The organism is Nonomuraea sp. JJY05, from assembly GCF_043496855.1.
Classification (GTDB): domain Bacteria; phylum Actinomycetota; class Actinomycetes; order Streptosporangiales; family Streptosporangiaceae; genus Nonomuraea.
The window spans coordinates 193,106-212,705 of record NZ_JBIEIS010000016.1; the positions used below are offsets into that span (position 1 = coordinate 193,106).

Annotated in this window: 12 protein-coding genes; 8 read left to right on the plus strand and 4 right to left on the minus strand. The window is 70.7% G+C overall.

The genetic code is table 11. The features are described 5' to 3' along the window. Window positions 1–123: 123 nt before the first annotated feature. The gene (locus ACFKCF_RS26395; RefSeq protein ID WP_394497581.1) at window positions 124–1,095 is read left to right on the plus strand and encodes a zinc-binding dehydrogenase; all 972 of its coding nucleotides are present in this window, start codon (window positions 124–126) and stop codon (window positions 1,093–1,095) included. Here ACFKCF_RS26395 and ACFKCF_RS26400 read toward each other — a convergent pair. After that, a complete protein-coding gene (locus ACFKCF_RS26400; RefSeq protein ID WP_394497583.1) occupies window positions 1,085–1,852 on the minus strand; it encodes a class I SAM-dependent methyltransferase in 768 nt (255 codons plus the stop codon). The genes ACFKCF_RS26395 and ACFKCF_RS26400 overlap by 11 nt on opposite strands. Window positions 1,853–1,900: 48 nt before the next feature. On the opposite strand from ACFKCF_RS26400, the gene ACFKCF_RS26405 reads away from it, so the two are divergent. Beyond that, entirely contained in the window at window positions 1,901–2,200 is a 300-nt protein-coding gene (locus ACFKCF_RS26405; RefSeq protein ID WP_394497585.1) for a hypothetical protein, read from the plus strand. Window positions 2,201–2,305: 105 nt separating this feature from the next. After that, window positions 2,306–4,225 carry an N-acetylmuramoyl-L-alanine amidase gene (locus ACFKCF_RS26410; protein WP_394497586.1) on the plus strand — a complete coding sequence of 640 codons (1,920 nt, stop codon included), beginning with the start codon at window positions 2,306–2,308 and terminating at the stop codon, window positions 4,223–4,225. Here the strand turns inward: ACFKCF_RS26410 and ACFKCF_RS26415 are convergent. Continuing rightward, the gene (locus tag ACFKCF_RS26415; RefSeq protein ID WP_394497588.1) at window positions 4,188–5,084 is read right to left on the minus strand and encodes a MurR/RpiR family transcriptional regulator; all 897 of its coding nucleotides are present in this window, start codon (window positions 5,082–5,084) and stop codon (window positions 4,188–4,190) included. The two genes, ACFKCF_RS26410 and ACFKCF_RS26415, sit on opposite strands and share 38 nt — an antisense overlap. Before the next feature lie 53 nt (window positions 5,085–5,137). Then, window positions 5,138–7,720, minus strand: a complete 2,583-nt coding sequence (gene glgP / locus ACFKCF_RS26420) for an alpha-glucan family phosphorylase (RefSeq protein WP_394497589.1) — start codon at window positions 7,718–7,720, stop codon at window positions 5,138–5,140. Window positions 7,721–8,013: 293 nt separating this feature from the next. On the opposite strand from glgP, the gene ACFKCF_RS26425 reads away from it, so the two are divergent. From ACFKCF_RS26425 to ACFKCF_RS26435, 3 genes are all read left to right on the plus strand, one after another. Continuing rightward, window positions 8,014–10,113: an alpha-1,4-glucan--maltose-1-phosphate maltosyltransferase gene (locus tag ACFKCF_RS26425; protein ID WP_394497590.1), complete on the plus strand. Its 2,100-nt coding sequence runs from the start codon at window positions 8,014–8,016 to the stop codon at window positions 10,111–10,113. 72 nt (window positions 10,114–10,185) lie between these two features. Continuing rightward, the gene (gene treS, locus ACFKCF_RS26430; RefSeq protein ID WP_394497592.1) at window positions 10,186–11,889 is read left to right on the plus strand and encodes a maltose alpha-D-glucosyltransferase; all 1,704 of its coding nucleotides are present in this window, start codon (window positions 10,186–10,188) and stop codon (window positions 11,887–11,889) included. Between the two features lie 3 nt (window positions 11,890–11,892). After that, window positions 11,893–13,218: an aminoglycoside phosphotransferase gene (locus tag ACFKCF_RS26435; RefSeq protein ID WP_394497593.1), complete on the plus strand. Its 1,326-nt coding sequence runs from the start codon at window positions 11,893–11,895 to the stop codon at window positions 13,216–13,218. 28 nt (window positions 13,219–13,246) lie between these two features. On the opposite strand, the gene ACFKCF_RS26440 is transcribed toward ACFKCF_RS26435, so the two are convergent. Then, entirely contained in the window at window positions 13,247–14,098 is an 852-nt protein-coding gene (locus ACFKCF_RS26440; protein WP_394497595.1) for an NAD(P)-dependent oxidoreductase, read from the minus strand. Between the two features lie 86 nt (window positions 14,099–14,184). Here ACFKCF_RS26440 and ACFKCF_RS26445 point away from each other — a divergent pair, with 86 nt between their 5' ends. Both ACFKCF_RS26445 and glgB read left to right on the plus strand, forming a co-directional pair. Next, window positions 14,185–17,253 carry a BTAD domain-containing putative transcriptional regulator gene (locus ACFKCF_RS26445; RefSeq protein ID WP_394497597.1) on the plus strand — a complete coding sequence of 1,023 codons (3,069 nt, stop codon included), beginning with the start codon at window positions 14,185–14,187 and terminating at the stop codon, window positions 17,251–17,253. Between the two features lie 103 nt (window positions 17,254–17,356). Next, on the plus strand, window positions 17,357–19,519 hold the full coding sequence (glgB, locus tag ACFKCF_RS26450) for a 1,4-alpha-glucan branching protein GlgB (RefSeq protein WP_394497645.1): 2,163 nt from the start codon (window positions 17,357–17,359) through the stop codon (window positions 19,517–19,519). Window positions 19,520–19,600: the final 81 nt, after the last annotated feature.

A 19,600-nucleotide genomic window follows, 5' to 3' on the forward strand; every position in this document is an offset into this window, starting at 1 on the left:
AGCCCGGTCGACATCAAGCCCGGTCGACATCAAGTCCCATTGACACCGAGCGCGGTTGACATCAAGCAAGGTTGAGGTTGCAGGCTCGGAGGACGAGTTGACCGCCGCTTCCTGGAGTGCGCCATGCATGCCGTCGTCCTGCACACCTTCGGCCCCGCCGAGAACCTCCGCTACGAGCGCGTCCCCGACCCCGAGCCGGGGCTCGGTCAGGTGCGCATCGCCGTCAAGGCGGCCGGGGTGCACCTGATCGAGACGACCATGCGATCAGGGGTCACCGGCGGCATGACGCCGCCGCTGCCCGAGCTCCCGGCGATCTTCGGCGCCGAGGTGGCCGGGCGCGTGGACCAGGTGGGTCCCGGGGTGGATCCGTCCTGGATCGGGCGCGACGTGGTGACCGCGTACGGCCGCCCCGGCGGCTACGCGGAGCTGGCGGTCGCGGACGTGACGTCCGTGCACCCGATCACCACCGGTTATGAGTCGGCCGTCGCCATGGTCATCACCGGGGTGACGGCGCTGCAGTTCCTGGACGTGGCCAAGCTGACCCCTGACGACGTCGTGCTGGTGACCTCGGCGGCCGGCGGCATCGGGCGCCTGATCGTCCAGTACGCGCGCGGCCTCGGCGCCAGGGTCGTCGGCGCGGCGGGCGGGGCCGCGAAGGCGGCGGCCGTACGCGACCTCGGGGCGGACCCCGCCGTCGACTACGACCAGCCCGGCTGGGCGGAGACCGTCGCCGAGGAGCTGGGCGGCCGCGCGGTCACCGCCCTGCTCGACGGGGTCGGCGGCGACAAGGCGCGGGCCGCGTTCGAGCTGCTGGCCGACGGCGGCCGCTACGTCACCATCGGCAACGCCTCCCGGCAGGACTTCCAGCCGGATCCCCAGACGGTGACGGAGCGCGGCCTCACCGTGACCAACGCCCTGATGCTGCTGCTCAGCGAGCCGCACACGCGGCCGGACTACGAGGTCAGGGCGCTGGCGGCGCTCGCCGACGGCACGCTGACCCCTGCCGTGCAGACGTTCCCGCTCGCGGAGGCGGCGGCCGCCCACGCCGCGCTCGAGAACAGGCGCACGACCGGCAAGGTCGTGCTCATCCCTTAGCCGCGATGGCGTACTGCGGGTTCTCGGGGCGGTAGGTCGAGCCGACGACGGTGAACCCGGCCTCGTCGAGCCGCGCCTCCAGGTCGGCGGGGGTGAACGGCTGGAAGTCGATGGTGTGCCGGTGGTGGCTGAGCGTGCCGTCGGGGTGCTCCTGGACGAACAGGATCTCGGCCAGGCACGGCTCGTCGAAGCTCTCGGGGAAGGTCCAGACGTAGACGCAGGTGGACCGTACGCCGTCGCGCTCGCGCACCCGGTCGCCGACCACGATCCGCCGGCGCTCGCGATAGAGCAGCTCCCAGTTGCGGGAGTCGACAATCAGCGTGCCGGTCGGCGACAGCACCTGCCGCATCCCCGACAGCGCCGCCACCATGGCCTCGCGCGACCCCGTGTGGACGAGGGAGTTGCCCAGGCACAGCACCAGCTCGTACGGCCCGGTCACGGCGGCGGGCAGGTCCTCCCACCGGGAGGTGAGCAGCTCCACGCCGGCGGGCACGCGGCGGCGCGCCTCCGCGACCATCGCGGGGCTGCCGTCGGTGGCGGTCACCCGGAACCCGGCGTGCGCCAGCGCCATGGCGTCCGCACCGATGCCGCAGGCGCAGTCGAGCACGGGGGCGCCCGGCGGCAGGGCGGCGACCACGGACTGGATGAACTCCCGGCTGGAGACGGACGTGCCGCCGATCACGCCCGGCGGGTTCACGATCTCGTCGGCGAGGAGCCAGTGGTAGTCGACGGCCAGGTCACGGTAGTAGTCCGACACACAGCGAGCCTCGCACGATCACCACGCGCGTTCCACCCAATAAACCTGATGGCCGGCGATCGCCTCCGGGCCGTCTCCCCCGCTTCCCCGCCCAACCCCGACCTGGTCGGCGTCGGCGTCGGCGTCGGCGTGGAGCTGGGAGAGCACGGCTTCGGCCGGCGGGGCTACGTGGCCGGCCCGACCCTGGGGGTAGACGTGCTGCGCGACCGCCTTCACCGGCTCGGCGTCCCGATCCTCGGCGGTCTGCCGGCCGGGCACGGCGACGACCCGCCGACCATCCCCATCGGCACGGAGGCCACGATCGACACGGCCGCGGGCACCCTGACCGTGCAGGCCGCTGTGAGGTAATTCGCGTCAAGCGATGAAGAATCTCTTCGCAAAGATCTCGCCTACGAAGGAAAATGTTGAGACGCTGATCTGCACCAGGTGCCCCCCAGTCCCGAGGAGTGGTTCATGCGCCGCCTATTGGCGATCTCCGCGGTCGCCGCGCTGCCCTTAACGTCCGGCATCGCCCCAGCTCACGCCCAGGATCCCGTCGACCGGCAGCAGGCCTTCGCGGCCGCCGCGCAGGAGTTCAAGGTCCCCGAGAGCGTCCTGCTCGGCGTGTCCTTCCTGGAGTCGCGGTGGGAGGCCCACGCCGGGCAGCCGTCCAACGACGCCGGGTTCGGCCCCATGCATCTCACCGACGCCGCCGCGTACACCGCCTCCAACCACCACAGCGACGGCGAGGAGGATGCCCGGGGCGACGAGGCCCGGCCCCTGCCCGCCCCCGAACCCCAGCCGTCCACCGTCGCGATCCCCGCCTCCCTCCGCACCATGGAGAAGGCCGCGCAGCTCACCGGTGAGACCCACGAGCGGCTGCGTACGGACGACGCCGCCAACATCCGGGGCGGCGCCGCGCTGCTCGCCGACTACCAGAAGGCGCTCGGCGCGCCGCTGAGCGACAACCCCGGCGAGTGGTACGGCGCCGTCGCCAAGTACTCCGGAGCCCAGGAGGCCGGGGCGGCCAAGTTCTTCGCCGACGAGGTGTTCGCGACGATCAAGGACGGCGAAGCGCGCACCACGGACGACGGCCAACGGGTCGCGCTCCCGGCCGTGCCGGACCTGGAGAAGATCGAGAAGTGGCTGGAGAAGCTCGGTCTCCGCCCGTCCAGGACGGACGGCGTGGAGTGCCCGGCCTCAGTCTCGTGCGAGTGGATCCCGGCCGCCTACCAGGAGCTGCCCCCGGACGACTACGGGCACTACGACCTGGCGAACCGGCCGTTCAGCCAGAAGATCGACTACATCATCATCCATGACATGGAGGGATACTTCGACTCCTCCATCGACCTGAACGAGAACCCCAAGTACGGCGCCAGCTGGCAGTACTCGGTGCGCTCCAGCGACGGCCACATCGCCCAGCACATCAAGGGCAAGGACGTCGCCTGGCAGGCCGGCAACTGGTACGTCAACGCCAAGTCCATCGGCATCGAGCACGAGGGCTTCCTGGCCGAGGGCAGCACCTGGTACACCGAGGCGATGTACCGCTCGAGCGCCCGCCTGGTCCGCTACCTGGCGTTCAGGTACGGCATCCCGCTCGACCGCGCCCACATCCTGGGCCACGACAACGTCCCCGGCACGCTGCCCACGACCGTGAAGCAGATGCACGAGGACCCGGGCCCGTTCTGGGACTGGGCGCACTACTTCCAGCTGATGGGCGCCCCGCTGCACCGGTTCGGCGGGCCCAACTCCGGCTCGATCATGATCAAGCCGGACTTCGCCACGAACAAGCCGTACTTCTACGGCTGCGACCGCAAGAACCCGGCGAACGCCTGCCCGCCGCTCCCCGCGAGCACGGTCTGGCTGCGCACCGAGCCGAGGGCGGACGCGCCGCTGGTCAAGGACATCGGCAAGCACCCCACGGGCGAGTCCCTCTACAGCGTGTACGACCACAGCGCCCGCGCCACCACCGGCCAGCGCTACGCGGTCGCCGACCGCCAGGGCGACTGGACGGCCATCTGGTACCTGGGCCAGAAGGCGTGGTTCTTCAACCCGGCGAGCGCGCCGACCGCCGTCCCGTCGGCGGGCCTCGTGGTCACCCCGAAGCCGGGCAAGGCCACCGTCCCCGTGTACGGCAGGGCGTACCCGGAGCAGGAGGCGTACCCGGCCGACATCCCGTACCAGGCGGTGACCCCGCTGCAGTACACGTTCTCGGCAGGCGAGAAGTACACGCTCGCCGGGGCGGCGCCGGCCGAGTACTACCGGGCGGTCACGTTCACCATGGACCAGGACCACAAGGTGGTGCGGGGCAAGACGAAGTACCTGCAGATCCAGTTCGGCCACCGCGTCATGTTCGTCAAGGCTGACGACGTGCAGGTGACGTTCTCCGGGTGAACTCCTTGACGGCGCGCCTGGTGCTCGCGAGCGCCTCCTGAGAGGAGTCGTACGTGCGCTGGGCGACGCCGACGAACACGCAGTCGACGACGAGGAGCTGGCTGATCCGGCTGGCCAGGGCGCCGGGACGGAACTCCGTCTCGCGCCCGGCGGAGATCAGCACGTGTTCGGCCAGCTCCGCGATGGACGAGCGCGGGTTGTTCGTGATCGCGACCGTGGTGGCCCCGGCCTCCTTGGCCCGGGTCAGCGGCTCGATCACGTCGGGCGTCTCCCCCGACGTGCTGATGCCGATCGCGACGTCGCCCTCCCTGAGCAGCACCGCGCTGGTCAGCGCCAGGTGCGCGTCCTGGAAGGCGTGGCTGGACAGCCCGATGCGCAGCAGCTTCTGCGCGACGTCCTCGGCCACCAGCCCGGAGGCGCCGACGCCGTACGCGTCGATCCGCCGGGCATCCACGATGGCGTCCACGACCAGGCCCAGCCGCTCGGAGGTCAGCTGGGCCACGGTGTCGTTGATCGCCTCCGACTCGGCCCGCGCGACCTTCTGGATGACCTCCGACAACGGGTCGTCGGGCGCCAGGTCGCCGGGCACGAGCCGGTCGGGCTGCGCGGCCGCAGCGGCTAAGGCCAGCCGGAGCTGCGGGTATCCCGCGAACCCCAGCAGCCTCGCCGTGCGCACGATCGTGGCCTCGCTGGTGCCCGAGGCAGCGGAGAGCTCCGTGATGGTGCTCCGGGCCACCGTCGCGGGGTCCTCCAGGATGAGCCGGGCGACGGTCTGCGCGGCCGGCGTCAGGGACGGCAGCACACCGCGGACCGTGGCCACCAGTGTGTCGGCCCGCAAGCCGTTCCCGCTGTCGTCCACCCCCTGATTATGCCGTCCGTTTAACGCGATATGCCGTTCGCGGGGGCCCCTGATTAACGCAATGTGCCATTTGTCATGCCCACGGGTTCCTCCGGCACGGCGATCAGGCCGAGCTCGGCGGGAGTGGCCACGAGCGGGTGGTGAGGAACGACGCGCACGGTGTATCCGAACGCTCCCGTACGGTCGAGCGGCACCGTGCCCGTGTAGTGGGCCCGCCCGTCGTCGTCCGTCGAGGCGACGGTGAGCTTCGCGTACGTCGGACGCATCAGCTCGTCGTGCGGCCCGACCTTGCCGTAGGCGGCCTCGACCAGCACGTCGTCGGGCTCCAGGTCACCGAGCGCGATCGTGGCGTGCAGCTCGATGGAGGCGCCCACCTCCGGCGTGTCCCCCACGCCCGAGGCCTCGACGTGCTCGACGCGCACCCCTGGCCAGGCCCTGGTGACCCGGACCCGCCAGGCCGCGAACGCCTTCGCGGGCGCGTACGAGTCGGCCGACAGCGCGTTGGCCGCGGCGGCGGCCGGGTTGTACAGGTCGACCACGTAGTCCCGCAGCATGCGCCCGGCCAGCACCTTGTGGCCCAGCGAGGTGAGCGTGTGCTTGACCATCTCCAGCCAGCGCCGCGGCAGCCCGTCCACGGGACGGTCGTAGAACCGGTCGGACACCTCGTGCTCGATCAGGTCGTAGAGGGCGGCGGCCTCCAGCTCGTCGCGCCGGTCGGCGTCCGTCACGCCGTCGGCGGTCGGGATCGCCCAGCCGTTGGTGCCGTCGTACCACTCGTCCCACCAGCCGTCGCGGATCGACAGGTTGAGCCCGCCGTTCAGCGCGGACTTCATCCCCGAGGTGCCGGACGCCTCCAGCGGGCGCAGCGGGTTGTTCAGCCAGACGTCGCAGCCCTGGACCATGAGCTGGCCGAGCGCCATGTCGTAGTCGGGCAGGAAGACGATGCGGTGGCGCACGTTGGCCTGGTCGGCGAACTTGACGATCTGCTGGATCAGCTTCTTCCCGCCCTCGTCGGCCGGGTGCGCCTTGCCGGCGATCACGATCTGGACCGGCTTGTCCGGGTCGAGCAGCAGCTCGGTGAGCCGCCGGGGATCGCGCAGCATCAGCGTGAGCCGCTTGTACGACGGCACCCGCCGGGCGAAGCCGATGGTCAGCACGTCGGGGTCGAGCGCGTCGTCGATCCACCCGAGCTCGGCGTCCGAGGCGCCGCGCTCCCGCCACGACCTGCGCAGGCGCACCCGGGCGCCCTCGACGAGCCGCCGCCGCAGCGTGCCCCTGATCTGCCAGAGGTCGGCGTCGGAGATCTTCTGGATGCCCTCCCAGCCGCGGGCCCGCTCCAGCAGCGAGGGCAGCTCGCGCTCGGCCAGCTCCATGAACTCCCTGCCGACCCAGGTGGGCGCGTGCACGCCGTTGGTGATCGACCCGATCGGCACCTCGTCCAGGTCAAATCCGGGCCAAAGATCCTTGAACATCTCCCGGCTGACCTTGCCGTGCAGCACGGAGACGCCGTTGACCCGCTGGGCCAGCCGCATGCCCATGACGGCCATGTTGAACCGGGTGGGATCGGCCTCGGCGCCCAGAGCCAGGATCCGCTCGACGGGCACGGTCGGCCAGGCGTTCGCGCCGCCGAAGTGGCGCTCGATCATGTCCACGGGGAACCTGTCGATGCCCGCGGGGACGGGCGTGTGCGTGGTGAACACCGTGCCCGCCCGCACCGCCTCCAGCGCCTCGTCGAAGGAGAGCCGCGCCTCGGTGAGCTCGCGGATGCGCTCCAGGCCGAGGAAGCCGGCGTGCCCCTCGTTGGTGTGGAACACCTCGGGATCGGGGTGCCCGGTGATCTTGCAGTACGCGCGGATGGCGCGTACGCCGCCCACGCCCAGCAGCAGCTCCTGCATGAGCCGGTGGTCGGTGCCCCCGCCGTAGAGGCGGTCGGTGATGTCGCGGGCGGCGGTGTCGTTCTCGGCCACGTCGGAGTCGAGCAGCAGCAGCGGCACCCGGCCGACCTGCGCCACCCATATCTGCGCGTGCAGCTCGCGCTCGCCGGGCAGGGCGAGGCGGATCTTGACCGTCTCGCCGCCGGCGTCCTTCAGCAGGCTGAGCGGCAGGCCGCCGGCATCGAGCGACGGGTAGTGCTCCAGCTGCCAGCCCTCGGGCGACAGCGACTGCGTGAAGTAGCCGTGGCGGTAGAGCAGGCCGACCGCGAGGATCGGCACGCCCAGATCACTGGCGGCTTTGAGGTGGTCTCCGGCAAGGATGCCGAGACCGCCCGAATACTGCGGCAGCGCGGCGGCGATGCCGTATTCCGGGGAGAAGTAGGCGATGGTCCGCGCCCCGTCGGGAAGCGTCTGGTACCAGCGCGGAGAGGTCATGTATTCGCGTAGGTCGTCGGCCGCGTCGGCGAGGCGGCGCAGGAAGCGGCGATCTGCGGCCAGTTCGCTGAGCCGGGCGGGGGTGACGGCGCCGAGCAGGGCCACGGGATCGTGCCCGACCTGCTCCCAGAGGGCGGCGTCCACCTCCGCGAAAAGGTCCATCGTCTCCGGGTGCCAGGACCAGCGGAGATTGTGGACGAGCTCGCCGAGGGCGGCCAGCTCCGCGGGCAGGACGGTGCGGACGGTAAACCGGCGGATTGCTCTCACGTTTCTGCACCCTACGGGCTAGGAGGGACCTCTCAGTCCTTCACCCCCATGAAGACCGTTCAAACCCCTTCCGGGAACAAGCATGAAGACGGACGATTGGGGCAACTTTCCTGATTGTTGGCACTCCCGCGGACACACTCGGGAGGTCTATCCGCTGCTGTCCACAATTTACATGCAAGGATCGTTCCTACCACGGTGGTCCGCGTCCAGCGGCTCACCGCCGGGACGCGGAGTCTGCACCCACGGAAAGCCTCCGGCGGCACCGAGCGCGCCGTCGCCAACCCTTGAATGCGATGATCGGACGAATTCCCATCACGGACATCTCCCCCGTCGTCGACTGCGGGCAATGGCCCGCCAAGGCGGTCGCCGGCGAGACCTTCGAGGTCTCGGCGACCGTGTTCAGAGAAGGCCACGATGCCGTGGCCGCGGGCGTGGTGCTCACCTCGCCCGATGGGCAGCGTGGCCGTCTGAGACGGATGCGCGAGCTCGCCCCGGGCACCGACCGCTGGGGCGTGGAGGTCTCCCTTCCTGCCGAGGGTGACTGGCTGTTCCGGGTGGAGGCCTGGAGCGACCCGATCAGCACGTGGCTGCACGACGCCGAGATCAAGATCCCGCGCGGCATGGACGTCGATCTGATGTGCGAGGAGGGCGCCCGGCTCTTCGAGCGGGCGGCGAAGGCCGTGCGTACGGCCGACTGCCCCAACGGCCGGCCCAAGAACGGCACGAACGGTTCCAACGGCGGCTCCCACGGCGGCTCCAAGGGGAACGGCAACGGCGACAGCGCCTGCGGGCACCGCGCCGCCCTGCTGTCGGTCTCCGCCACGCTCCGCGACGAGGAGCTGGACCCCAGGGCCCGGCTGTCGATCGCGCAACTGCCGGAGACGGCCGCGCTGCTGGAGGCGCACCCGTTCCGGGAGCTGGTGACCAGGTCCAAGTCGCACAAGATCAGGGTGGACCGGCGGCGGGCGCTGTACGGGTCGTGGTACGAGTTCTTCCCCAGGTCGGAAGGCGCGGTCGTCAACGAGCTCGGCATCTCCAAATCCGGAAATTTCCAGACTGCTGCCAAGCGCCTCCCCGCCATCGCCAAGATGGGCTTCGACGTCGTCTACCTGCCGCCGATCCACCCCATCGGCACGACGTTCCGCAAGGGCCGCAACAACACGCTCAGCCCCGAGCCCGACGAGCCCGGCTCGCCCTGGGCCATCGGCTCCGAGGACGGCGGCCACGACGCCATCCATCCCGACCTGGGCACGTTCGAGGACTTCGACGTGTTCGTCGGCCGTGCCAAAGAGCTGGGCATGGAGATCGCGCTCGACTTCGCGCTGCAGTGCTCGCCCGACCACCCGTGGGTGAAGGAACACCCCGAGTGGTTCACGATCAGGGCCGACGGCACCATCGCCTACGCCGAGAACCCGCCGAAGAAGTACCAGGACATCTACCCGATCAACTTCGACAAGGATCCCGAGGGCATCTACGCCGAGGTCAAGCGGGTGCTGATGCGCTGGATGGCCCACGGCGTGCGGATCTTCCGGGTGGACAACCCGCACACGAAGCCGGTCGGGTTCTGGGAGCGGCTGCTGGCGGACATCCACACCACCGACCCGGACGTGATCTTCCTGTCGGAGGCGTTCACCAGGCCCCCGATGCTGCGCATGCTGGGCAAGGTGGGCTTCCACCAGTCGTACACGTACTTCACCTGGCGCAACACCAAGCCGGAGGTGGAGTCGTACCTCATGGAGCTTTCCCACGAGACCCCCGCCTACGTGCGCCCGAACCTCTTCGTGAACACGCCGGACATCCTGCACGAATACCTGCAGCACGGCGGTATCCCCGCCTTCAAGATCAGGGCGGTGCTGGCCGCGCTCGGCTCGCCGAGTTGGGGGGTTTACTCCGGATATGAGCTTATAGAGAACATTCCGGTACGCCCCGGCAGCGAGGAATACCTCGATAGCGAGAAATATCAGTACAAACCTCGCGATTGGGTTGCCGCCGAACGTGAAGGGTGGAGCCTGGCGCCCTTCATCACCCACCTGAATTTGTTCCGAAGAGCGCATCCGGCACTGCAGGAATTGCGTAATCTACGGTTCCACAGAGTCGACCAGCCGGACATCGTCTGCTTCTCGAAGCGGCTTCCCGGCGCCTATGATCCGGCCACGCGCAGGCACGGTCCGGGCGACGTGGTGCTGGCGGTCGTCAACCTGGATCCGCACCATACCCACGAGGCGACCGTAGACCTTGACCTTCCTGCCATCGGACTCGACTGGAACGCCGAGTTCGTCGTGGACGACGAGCTCTCGGGCGAGTCGTACCGCTGGCGGCAGAGCAACTACGTGCGCCTCGATCCCCACATCCAGCCTGCCCATATTCTCACCGTCCGAGCCGCGCCACGGTAAGAACTGAATTCAGCGGGGAGTCTTCAACGTGTGTGAAAGCGCCTCCGTCATGAGCCACTCCCGGAGTGGCTCATGAGCTCAACCACACCCATTCCCAACACCTTTGACGAGGAGAAGCCGCGCGATCCGTACTGGTACAAACGCGCGGTTTTCTACGAGGTCCTGATCCGAGGTTTCGCCGACTCCAACGGCGACGGCACGGGCGACATCAGAGGGCTCATCGACAAGCTCGACTACCTCCAGTGGCTCGGGGTCGACTGCCTCTGGCTGCTGCCCCTCTACGAGTCGCCGCTGCGCGACGGCGGCTACGACATCGCGGACTTCATGAAGATCCTGCCCGAGTTCGGGGACCTGGGAGACTTCGTGAAGCTCGTGGACGAGGCGCACAAGCGCGGCATGCGCGTCATCGCCGACCTCGTCATGAACCACACCAGCGACGCCCACCCGTGGTTCCAGGCCTCGCGTCACGACCCCGAGGGGCCGTTCGGCGACTTCTACGTGTGGTCCGACACCGATGAGAAGTACCAGGACGCCCGGATCATCTTCATCGACACCGAGACGTCCAACTGGACCTACGACCCGGTGCGCGGCCAGTACTACTGGCACCGCTTCTTCCACCACCAGCCGGACCTCAACTACGAGAACCCGGACGTGCAGGAGGCCATGCTGGAGGTCCTGCGCTTCTGGCTGGACCTGGGCATCGACGGGTTCCGGCTGGACGCGGTGCCGTACCTCTTCGAGGAGGAGGGCACCAACTGCGAGAACCTGCCGAGGACCCACGAGTACCTCAAGCGGGTCAGGGCCGAGATCGACCGGATCTACCCCGACCGGGTGCTGCTCGCCGAGGCCAACCAGTGGCCGTCGGACGTGGTGGAGTACTTCGGCGACCCGGTGGGCGGCGGGGACGAGTGCCACATGGCCTTCCACTTCCCGCTGATGCCGCGCATCTTCATGGCCGTACGCCGGGAGTCTCGCTACCCCATTTCCGAAATCTTGGCGCAAACGCCGAAAATTCCGGAGCACTGCCAGTGGGGGATCTTCCTCCGTAACCACGACGAGCTGACGCTCGAGATGGTCACGGACGAGGAGCGCGACTACATGTACGCCGAGTACGCCAAGGACCCTCGCATGCGGGCGAACGTCGGCATCCGCCGCCGCCTGGCGCCCCTGCTGGAGAACGACCGCAACCAGATCGAGCTGTTCACCGCGCTGCTCCTGTCGCTGCCCGGCTCCCCCGTGCTCTACTACGGCGACGAGATCGGCATGGGCGACAACATCTGGCTCGGCGACCGCGACGGCGTGCGCACGCCCATGCAGTGGGACCCCGACCGCAACGCCGGCTTCTCCGACTGCGACCCCGGCCGGCTCTACCTGCCCGTCATCATGGACCCGATCTACGGCTACCAGGGCCTCAACGTCGAGGCCCAGCAGCGCAGCGCCGGCTCGCTGCTGCACTGGACCAAGCGCATGATCGACATCCGCAAGCGGCACCCGGTGTTCGGTCTGGGCGGTTACGCGGAGCTCAACTCCTCCAACCCCAGCGTGCTCGCCTTCGTCAGGGAGCTCGGGGACGACCGGATGCTCTGCGTGAACAACCTGTCACGCTTCCCCCAGCCGGTCGAGCTGGACCTGCGGAGATTCGTCGGCGTCTCCCCCGTGGAGACCATGGGTGGAGTCCCATTCCCGGCAATTGGCGAACTTCCGTATCTTTTGACGCTTCCTGGGCATGGGTTCTACTGGTTCACACTCCCGCCGGCCATCACCCAGGAGGAGTAGGACGTGCTGAGCGAGCCCCTTGCCGCATGGATCGGTCGTCAGCGTTGGTTCGGCGGCAAGGGGCGCGCGATCGACGAGTTGTCGATCGAATCGGACGTCGAACTGACGTCCGGGCTCAGGCATCTGATCGTCGCGGTGTGGCAGGAAGGCTCGCGCGACCGCTACCAGATCCTGCTCGGCGAGCGGACGGAGCTCCCCGACCGCCTGGCGCACGCCCTCATCGGCACCGTGGGCGACACCTACCTCTACGACGCCGTCCACGACTCCGAGCGCATGAGCTGGCTCCTCGAAGGCATGGCCCACGACGCGGCCGGCAACGGCCTGCGCCTGCGCCACGTGCCGGACGCCACCATCGACACCTCCCAGCGCAGCCTGGTGCTGGGGGCCGAGCAGTCCAACACCTCGCTCGTGTACGGGGACGCCTACATCTGCAAGCTCTTCCGCCGCCTCATCCCCGGCGTCAACCCCGAGCTGGAGATCGTCACGGCGCTGGCGGCCAGGGGCGCCCCGCACGTCGCGCAGCCGTACGGGTGGATCGAGACGGACCTCGACGGCACCGGCACCACGCTCGGCTTCATGCAGGAGTTCCTGTCCAACGCCAACGACGGCTGGGACCTCGCCCTGGCCAGCGTCCGCGACCTGTACGCGTCGCTGCCCGAGGTGCCGGCGGCCGAGGCGGGCGGCGACTTCGCGGCCGAGTCGCTGCGGCTGGGCAGCGCCACCGCGCGGGTGCACCACGAGCTGGCCGCGGCCTTCCCCACGGACGTCATCGAGTCGCACGAGGTCAAGCGCATGGCCGAGGCGTTCCGGCGGAAGCTGGGCCGGGCCGCCGCGGAGGTGCCCGAGCTGCGCCGGCACGTGACCGCGATCGAGGACGCCTACCACCAGGTGGAGCTGCTCACCCACGAGGTGCCCGTGCAGCGGGTGCACGGCGACTACCACCTGGGCCAGGTCATGCGCACGCCCACGGACTGGGTGGTGCTGGACTTCGAGGGCGAGCCCGGGCAGCCGCTGGCCGAGCGCAGGGCGCTGTACTCGCCGCTGCGGGACGTGGCGGGGATGCTGCGCTCGTTCGACTACGCGGCCAGGCACCTGCTGGCCGGCCACTCCCAGGCCGAGCTGCTGGAGCCGCGGGCCCAGGAGTGGGCGGACCGCAACCGGGCGGCGTTCCTGGAGGGGTACGCCGAGGGCGGCGGCGTGATCACGCGCGGCGACGCGGCGCTGCTGCGGGCGTTCGAGCTGTCCAAGGCGGTGTACGAGGTCGTCTACGAGGCCCGTAACCGCCCGTCGTGGATCTCGATCCCGCTGGCCGCCTTCCGCCCCCGTTAGAGCCCCTCCACGCTAGAGCCCCTCCTCGCTAGAGCTCCTCCACCAGACCCGGCAGGCCCTCGTGGCCGAGGCCGCGGGCCACCCGCCGGTCGATGACGGTCTTCATGGGAAGGAGCAGGTCCGGCCTGACGCCCTGCTCCTCGAAGGCGCGGACGAGGTTCTCCACGCCCGCCCTGTTGATCTCCAGGTTGGACACCTCGGTCCGGTAGTCGCCCGCCTCGATGTCCTCCGCCCAGCGGGGCAGCCCCGCCGCCATCGCGTTGAGCCAGGGGACCAGCAGTTCCGCGGTGAACTCCGTCAACGGGTATTTCGCCGACCTCGCCAGGGCGAGGGCCTCCAGGGAGCCGGCCATCTGGCCGTACATGCCGGTCAGCATGGCCAGGTCGAGCAGCGGCGCCATGCCGGGATCGTCGCCGGTGTAGCGGGCCCCGGCCATGACCCCGAACGCCTGCTCATAGCGTTCGAACGCCGGCTGCGAACCGCTGTAGAGGATGAGCGCCCCCGGCTTGGCGATCATCTGGGGCACGGCCATGATGCCCCCGTCCAGGTAGTCGCCGCCGCGCTCGCCCACCCAGGCCGCCATCTCGCGGGCCTCGGCGGGGCGGCCGGTGGTGAGGTTGGCGACGACGCGGCCCTCCAGCGGGACGTCCTCGAGCACGTCCAGGACGGAGGGGTAGTCGAGCAGGCAGACGATCACCAGCGGGCTCGCCTCGACGGCCCGCGCCGGGGTGGCCGCGCGGGCCGCGCCTTTGGCGACGAGGGGGTCGGTCTTGGCCTGTGTACGGTTCCACACGGTGACGTGGTGGCCCGCCTCGATGAGGCTCGCCGCGAGCGCGGTGCCCATGAGGCCGAGGCCGAGCACGGAGATATTTTCTGACATTTCAGCGTTCCCTCTGAGTAGCAGTGATGCGTTCACCTTCCAGGTGGGCGGTTATGGTCTGGTTCGGAGTCGGTTATGGGGGCGAAATGCGGTTCGGGGTGCTGGGCCCCCTCGCGGTGTGGAGCGCGGACGGGGAGCCGGTCAAGGTGCCGGAGGTCAAGGTCCGGGCGCTCCTCGCCGACCTGCTGGTCCACGCCGGACACCCGGTCTCCGCGGACCGCCTGATCGAGGACCTCTGGGGCGACCGTCCCCCGGCCAACGCGCCCGGCGCCCTCCGGGTGAAGGTGTCGCAGCTGCGCCGGGCCGTCGGCGGGCTGGTCGCGTACCGGGCGCCCGGATACGTGCTGCAGGTGGAGCCGTCCTTCGTGGACGCGGGACTGTTCGAGACGTTGATCGGGCGCGCGCAGCGGGCCTCCGGCCCGCAGGAGCGGGCCGCGCTGCTGCGCGAGGCGCTCGGGCTGTGGCGCGGGGACGCCTACGCCGAGTTCGCCGACGAGCCGTTCGCCGTGGCGGCCGTGGCCCGGCTGGGCGAGCAGCGGCTGGCGGCCCTGGAGGAGCTGGCCGAGGCGCGGCTCGGGCTCGGCGAGCACGTCCTGCTCGCGGCCGAGCTGGCCTCCCTGGTGGCCGAGCATCCGCTGCGCGAACGGCTGCGCGCCGCGCACGTACGGGCTCTCTACCTGGCCGGACGGCAGAGCGAGGCGCTGGCCGGCTACGAGGAGCTGAGACGGCGCCTGTCGGAGGAGCTGGGCCTGGACCCAGGGCCGGAGCTGGCGGCCCTGCACCAGGCGATCCTGCGGCAGGACCCGTCCCTGGGCCCGGTCGCACGCCCCCGCACCAACCTCCCCGCGCCGCTGACCAGCCTGGTGGGCCGGGACGGGGCGGTGGCCGAGGTCCGCTCGCTCCTGGGGGCCGGCCGCCTGCTGACGCTGACCGGCCCCGGCGGGGTCGGCAAGACCCGCCTGGCCCTGGCCGCCGCCTCGGGCAGGAGCGGCGGGGACGTGTGGCTGGTCGAGCTGGCCGCGCTCCGGCCGCGGGCGGCGGAGATCGAGGTGGCCGAGGCGATCGCGGCCGTGCTCGGCCTGCGCGACGACACGGCCGGGCCGGGCGCTCCGGTCGAGCGGATCTCGGGCGCGCTGGCGGGCAGGGAGACGCTGCTCGTGCTGGACAACTGCGAGCACGTCGTCGAGCAGGTCGCCGTGCTGGCCGGGCGGTTGCTCCAGGCCGTGCCCGGGTTGCGGATCCTCGCCACCAGCCAGGAGTCGCTGCGGATCGAGGGCGAGGCCCTGTGGAGCGTGCCGCCGCTGACACGCGAGGCGGCCGTGGAGCTGTTCGCGGCGCGGTCCGGGGTGGAGCCCGACGCGGACGTGGCGGAGATCTGCGCCCGCCTGGACGGCCTGCCGCTGGCGCTGGAGCTGGCCGCCTCCAGGATGCGGGCGCTGACCCCGCGCCAGCTCGCCGACCGGCTGGACGACCGGTTCAGGCTGCTCGCGTCGGGTCTGCGCGGGGCCCCGGCCAGGCAGCGGACGCTGCGGGCGATGATCGACTGGAGCTGGGAGCTGCTGACCGGCCCCGAGCGCGTCGTGCTCCGGCGGCTGGCCGCGCACGCCGACGGCAGCACGCTGGAGGCCGCCGAGGAGGTGTCCGCCGACCCCGGCGTGGACGTCCTCGACGTGCTGGCCAGGCTGGTGGACCGCTCGCTGGTCGTCCGGGTGCGGGCGCCCGGGGCCGAGCCGCGCTACCGGCTGCTGGAGTCGGTCTCGGCCTACTGCCTGGAGCGGCTGGACGAGGCCGGCGAGCTGGACGGGGTGCGGCTCAGGCACGCCGCGTACTACACGGCGCTCGCCGAGCGGGCGGAGCCGTACCTGCGGGGGCACGGGCAGCGGGACGCGCTCGCGCTGCTCGACGCCGAGAGCGCCAACCTGCGGGCGGCGCTGGAGACGGCGGTGCGGCTGGCCCGGCCCGGCGAGGCGGTGCGGCTGGTGAACGCCATGGCCTGGTACTGGGTGCTGCGCGGCAGGCTCGGCGAGGGACAGCGGGCGCTGGAGGCCGCCCTGTCCGTCCCGGGCGCGGCGGGGTCCGGCGCCGCGCAGGCGAGGGTGTGGCGGGCCGGGCTCCGGCTGCTGGCGGGGCGGCTGCAGCCGCCGGACCACGAGGTGTTCGAGGCCATCGAGGGGCGGTCTGCGCGGGCCAGGGCGCGGTGGTTCATCGGGTACGCGATGTTCGGCTACGACGATCTGTCGGCCAGCGGGGCCCTGATCGAGCAGGCGCTGGAGACGTTCCAGGAGCTGGGCGACAAGTGGGGCACGGGCGCGGCGCTGAACGTGCTGGCCCGCTACGCCGCCATCCGCGGTGACCTGGCGGCGCTGCGGCGGGACGGCGAGCGGGGGCTGGCGCTGTTCAGGGAGCTCGGCGACCTGTGGGGCGAGCTGCGGGCCGCCGAGAACCTCGGCACGCTCGCCGAGATCACCGGCGACTACGAGCGGGCCGCCGCGATGCGCGCGGAGGGCTTGCGGATGGCGGAGGAGCTCGGGCTGTGGAGCTCGGTGTCCGACGCGCTGTCCCGGTTGGGGAGGATCGCCCTGCTGACGGGCGACCACGCGCGGGCCGACGACTACCACGAGCGGGCCAGGCGGCTGGCCGTGGAGCAGTCGAACCGGCCCGCCGAGGAGTTCGCGGAGCTGGGTCTGGCGCTCGCGGCGCGGCGCCAGGGCCGCCTCGACGAGGCCGAGCGGCGGCTGCGGGCCTGGCTGGAGTGGGTCAGGGACGTGGCCGGCGAGCCGGGGGCGGCGCTGATCCTGGCCGAGCTGGGGTTCGCCGCCGAGCAGCGGGGTGACGCGGCCGCGGCCCTGGAGCTGCAGCTGGAGGGGCTCAGAGCGGCTCGCAAGGTCGGCGATCCGAGGGCCACCGCGCTCGCGCTGGAAGGGCTGGCGGGCGCGCGTGCCCTGGGCGGACGCCACGAGGAGGCGGCGCTGCTGCTGGGCCGGGCGGCGGCGCTGCGGGCGGCCGCGGGCGCGCCCCTCCCCGCCGGGGAACGGGGCGACGTCGACCGGATCACGGCCGCGGTGCGGGCGGTTCTGGGGCAGGAGGCGCTTGAGGCGGCTCTGGTGCGCGGCGCGGAGTCGGAGCCGGAGAGGCTGGATCCAAGCCTGGTGTAAGGCAGGTTAAACCCAGGATTTCGCACTTTCGGTGATTGTCTCGGTGAAAGCGGGCAGTGCCTGGGATGGACGGTCATCATAGGGCAAGGTTGGGAGCATGCCGATGAGGACAGAGCTCGACCGCCTCGCGGGTGGGGCACACCACGATCCGCACTCCGTGCTGGGGGCGCATCCCGCGTCCGGCGGGGTGGTCTTCCGCACGCTGCGCCCGCTGGCCGAGCGGGTGCGGGTGGTGCTGGAGGACGGTACGGCCCACGACATGGAACACCAGGCCCACGGGGTGTTCGAGGTCACGGTCCCCGGCCTGGACAAGGTGCCCGGCTACACGCTGAGCGTCAAGTACGCCGACCATGACCCGTACGAGGTCCGTGACCCCTACCGGCACTGGCCCACGCTCGGCGAAGTGGACCTGCACCTCATCGGCGAGGGGCGCCACGAGCGGCTGTGGGAGGCGCTCGGCGCCCGCGTGATGGAACACGAGGACGTCGAGGGCACGGCGTTCGCCGTCTGGGCGCCCAACGCGCGCGGCATCCGGGTCGTCGGCGACTTCAACCACTGGGACGGCAGCGCCTACCCGATGCGGTCGCTGGGCCGCTCCGGGGTGTGGGAGCTGTTCGTCCCCGGCGTCGGCACGGGCGAGCGGTACAAGTTCCAGATCCTGGGCGCCGACGGCGTGTGGCGCGACAAGGCCGACCCGATGGCCAGGCGCACCGAGGTGCCGCCGATGACGGCCTCCGTGGTCGACAAGTCCGCCTACACCTGGGCGGACGACCAGTGGGTGGCGGGCCGGGCCGAGAGCCATCCGCAGGCCGGGCCGATGAGCATCTACGAGGTGCACCTGGGGTCCTGGCGGCCGGGCCTGTCGTACATGGAGCTGGCCGAGCAGCTGTCCGCGTACGTGGTCGACATGGGGTTCACCCACGTGGAGCTGCTGCCGGTGGCCGAGCACCCGTTCGGCGGGTCGTGGGGCTACCAGGTGACGTCCTACTACGCGCCGACGGCCAGGTTCGGGACGCCCGACGAGTTCCGCCACTTCGTGGACCTGATGCACCAGCGCGGCGTCGGCGTGCTGCTGGACTGGGTGCCGGCGCACTTCCCGATGGACGACTGGGCGCTGGCGCGCTTCGACGGCACCCCCCTCTACGAGCACGCCGACCCGGCCAGGGGCGAGCATCCTGACTGGGGCACGTACGTGTTCGACTTCGGCCGCAGGGAGGTGCGCAACTTCCTGGTGGCCAACGCCCTCTACTGGCTCAAGGAGTTCCACATCGACGGGCTGCGGGTGGACGCGGTGGCGTCGATGCTCTACCTCGACTACTCGCGGCGCGAGGGCGAGTGGACGCCCAACGTCTACGGCGGCAGGGAGAACCTCGACGCGGTCGAATTCCTCAAGGAGATGAACTCCGTCGTCTACCGGGAGACGCCCGGCATCTCGACCGTCGCCGAGGAGTCGACGGCCTGGCCGGGGGTCTCGCGCCCGGTGCACCTGGGCGGGCTCGGGTTCGGGTTCAAGTGGAACATGGGCTGGATGCACGACACGCTCGAATACCTGCGCCACGAGCCGATCTTCCGGCAGTACCACCACCATCAGATGACGTTCTCGCTGCTGTACGCCTACTCCGAGAACTACGTGCTGCCGCTGTCTCACGACGAGGTCGTGCACGGCAAGGGGTCGCTGCTCGGCAAGATGCCCGGGGACGAGTGGCAGCGCTTCGCGCAGCTGCGGGCGCTGCTGGCGTTCATGTGGGCGCATCCGGGCAAGCAGCTGCTGTTCATGGGCGGCGAGTTCGGCCAGGGCTCGGAGTGGTCGGAGGAGCGCGGGCTCGACTGGTGGGTGCTGGAGTTCGACGGGCACCAGGGCGTGCAGCGGCTGGTCCGCGACCTGAACCGGATCTACAAGGAGACCCCGGCGCTGTGGGAGCAGGACTGCAAGCCCGAGGGATTCCGGTGGATCGACGCCGACGACGCCTCCGGTAACACGTTCTCGTTCGTCCGCTACGCCGACGACGGGTCCGCGCTGGCGTGCGTGGTCAACTTCAGCGGCGCGCCGCACGAGAGCTACCGGCTCGGCCTCCCCTACTCCGGCCAGTGGTCGGAGATCGTCAACACCGACGCCTACGACTACTGGGGCAGCGGCGTGGGCAACATGGGCGAGGTCGAGGCCGACGACGAGCCGTGGCACGGGCTGCCGTACTCGACCACGCTGAGGGTGCCGCCGCTCGGCGCGGTGTGGCTCACGCACGAGGGGAACACGCTGAACGTTTAGAGTGCGCCCGCTGAAAGTTCGGTGAGAAACCGGCCCCGAGACCTGTCTCTGTCCGGAAAATCACCCTAAACTCCGAGATCA